Below are 2,728 nucleotides of genomic sequence, written 5' to 3'. Positions count from 1 at the left end.
CCGGAGCCGCTAGACGGGTGGCTGAGCGCGGCCGCCAACTCCGGCATCCATGGAATGCGCCGATTCGCCGCCACGCTGCGGCGGGATTTGGCTGCCGTTCGCAACGCCATTAGCGCACCCTGGAGTAGCGGCCAGACCGAAGGGCAGATCAATCGTCTCAAGACCCTGAAACGGTCCATGTATGGCCGCGCCGGCGTCGAGCTCTTACGCGCACGGATGCTTCCGTACGGTCCATGTACCGATCACACAGTTTGAGCCAGACCCACACGAAGTGAGGAAGGCCCCTCGGATTGAGGAGAAGCCGGTTTAACGCAATGACGAAGTCAATCGCGTGAGCCGAGACTTGTAGTCAGCGCGCGCCTCGAGCGCGGCATCCATGTCTACCTGGACGAAACGCGCAAGATTGTTCGGCTGCATCTGCGCAATGCGGTCCATATCTGCGCTGATCACTGTTCCGATCATGGCGTATCCGCCGCCCGACACGGCGTCGCGAAGCAGGATGATCGGTTCGACGCCACCAGGCACCTGGATCGAACCGTAAGGATATCCGGCATCGACGATGTTGGACGGGTCGGAGCCCGCGCCGAACGGCTGTTTGCGTTCGCGGAAGGAAAGCGCTCGTCCTTTGCGATAGCGATAGCCGATGCGATCCGCTTCCGGAGCAACGGTCCAAGTGTCTTCGAAGAAGGACCTGGCGGATTCGTCGGTCAACCGATGAAAATAGAGACCTGGCAGCACTCGTAATTCGAGCGACTTGGGATAGGTCGGCACCAAATCGCGCGAGATGGCGCGGCCGACGCGCGCCCTGGGGGCCGCGGCGCCAGTCGGAAGCACGTCGCCGACGGCCAGCTTACGTCCTTCAAAACCGCCGAGCGCGCCAAGCGCGTAAGTCGAGCGGCTGCCAAGTACGGCCGGCACGTCGATCCCGCCGGCGACTGCAATATAGATACGCGCGCCGGCCTTCGCATAATCGAACGAGAGCCGATCGTCCGATCGCACGGCAAAAGATTCGTTGCGCGGGCGACTCTCGCCATTGATCTTCGGCGTCGCTTCAGCCCCGGTGACAGCGACAACAGCCGGAGTCCGGAAGAGGAACTCCGGGCCAAGCAAGGTTGCTTCCAGCACGGAGGGCTCCGTGTCGTTGCCGACCAGGAGATTCGCCGCGTGCAACGCATATTGGTCGAGCGCGCCCGAAAGCGGAATGCCGATGTTGTAGTATCCGGGCCGGCCTGCGTCCTGCACACTTGTGGCAAGGCCGGGTTTGATAACCTCAATGGCCATGAAGCGCCTCCACCAAGCCGCGGCTGTAGCCACCGGGATCGACGAGGAACGATTTGAGCGAAAAATCGACGGGCCGGATATTCAGATTGAAAGTACCAGCCTCGACCGCTTTGAGATCACGATCATATTCCTGGCGCGAAATCGGCTTCCATTTGACGATATCCCCCGGTTTGAAGAACACCATGAAATCCTTGAGATAAGGCAGCGTCTGCGCCGGGTCATAGATCGGCGCGGGGGTAATGCCGAACATCTGGTAGCCGCCGGCGCCGCGCACGGAATAGATGCAGCCGAAGCAGCCGCCATGGCCAACGGTGAGCTTCGGCGTGTCAGTGCGCGGCCTCAAATATTTGGGCACTTCAATCTGCTTTGCCCGCTCGACCATCTGGAACAAGAAAGGCAAACCGGCGACGAAGCCGACCATGGAGACGAACCACGGCGAGCCTGAATGCGCGGCGATGAACTCGTCGACGGAGCCGTAGCCGTTGATGCGCGCGGCATACTCGATGTCGGCGCTTTTGGGATCTTGATGGCGTTCGCGGAATCGCATGAGCGTCTCGCGCGTCCAGGGATCGTTGTAAAGCACAGGAATTTCGACGACGCGTGTCGACAATTCGAGATCAGCGCCGCCAACTTGCGCCTCGATCTCCTTGAGCGTGCCCAACATCTTGTCGGGGTAGATTACGTCCGGATCGAAACGAACCAAATAAGAGGCGTTAGCCGGACATATCTCCGACACGCCGGCGATGCGGCGCTTGCCCAGTTCGCCGCAAATAGCCATGCCCTTGAAGAACGCTTCAAGCGACATCTGCTCGTCGATCTCGACGAAGACGTGTTCGTCGCCGCCGAAAGAATACCGGGCCCCGCCCATGCCTATCTCCCTCCCTCGTTGGCCCCTTCAACGGCGCCCGTTAGGCTGCCAGCAGCCGCTCCAGAAATCCGGTGTCAAACCGAGCCGCCTGCACATCGGCCAAGCGGGCAAGGCGCTTGTGCAGAGGCGCGGTGGTGATAACCCCATCGATTTCGAATTCGTCAAGCGCGCGGCGCATGCGCGCCAAGGCGAGGTTTCGAGTTTCCGCCTGAACGATGATCTTGGCAAGCAGAGAGTCGTAATAGGGTGGCACGACATAGCCTGGATAGAGCATAGTATCAACACGGACCCCGGGGCCCGCCGGCAGCGCAAGCGCGGTGACGCGACCGGGCGTCGGCCGGAAATTATGATCAGGATCCTCGGCGTTGATCCGGACTTCAATCGCGACCCCGCGCGTCTTAATGTCGGATTGCGCTAGGGCGAGCGGGTAGCCCTGCGCGATGCGGATCATTTCGCGCACGAGATCGATGCCGGTGACCATCTCAGTGATCGGATGCTCAACCTGGATGCGTGTATTCATTTCGATGAAATAGAACTCACCGGTGTCGTCATCATATAGATATTCGAGCGTCCCCGCTC

3 protein-coding genes and 1 pseudogene are annotated in these 2,728 nt (G+C 60.6%); 1 reads left to right on the top strand and 3 read right to left on the bottom strand.

Going from position 1 to position 2,728, the window contains the following annotated elements:
* On the top strand, positions 1-255 hold a 255-nt coding region (locus WB528_RS03455; RefSeq protein ID WP_423887032.1), incomplete at its 5' end, for a transposase.
* A gap of 51 nt (positions 256-306) precedes the next feature.
* Here the strand turns inward: WB528_RS03455 and WB528_RS03450 are convergent.
* From WB528_RS03450 to WB528_RS03440, 3 genes and pseudogenes are all read right to left on the bottom strand, one after another.
* Positions 307-1,281, bottom strand: a complete 975-nt coding sequence (locus WB528_RS03450; RefSeq protein ID WP_423887031.1) for a biotin-dependent carboxyltransferase family protein — start codon at positions 1,279-1,281, stop codon at positions 307-309.
* Entirely contained in the window at positions 1,271-2,149 is an 879-nt protein-coding gene (locus WB528_RS03445; protein ID WP_423887030.1) for a 5-oxoprolinase subunit B family protein, read from the bottom strand. Before WB528_RS03445 ends, WB528_RS03450 begins: the two co-directional genes overlap by 11 nt.
* Positions 2,150-2,189: 40 nt before the next feature.
* A pseudogene (locus WB528_RS03440) lies at positions 2,190-2,728 on the bottom strand (acetyl-CoA carboxylase biotin carboxylase subunit); the annotation flags it as partial.

The sequence above is a fragment of the Bradyrhizobium sp. genome, from assembly GCF_049586575.1.
Lineage (GTDB): Bacteria > Pseudomonadota > Alphaproteobacteria > Rhizobiales > Xanthobacteraceae > Bradyrhizobium.
The sequence above is the reverse complement of the archived record's forward strand: the minus strand, read 5'-3'. Positions and strand labels throughout refer to the sequence as shown.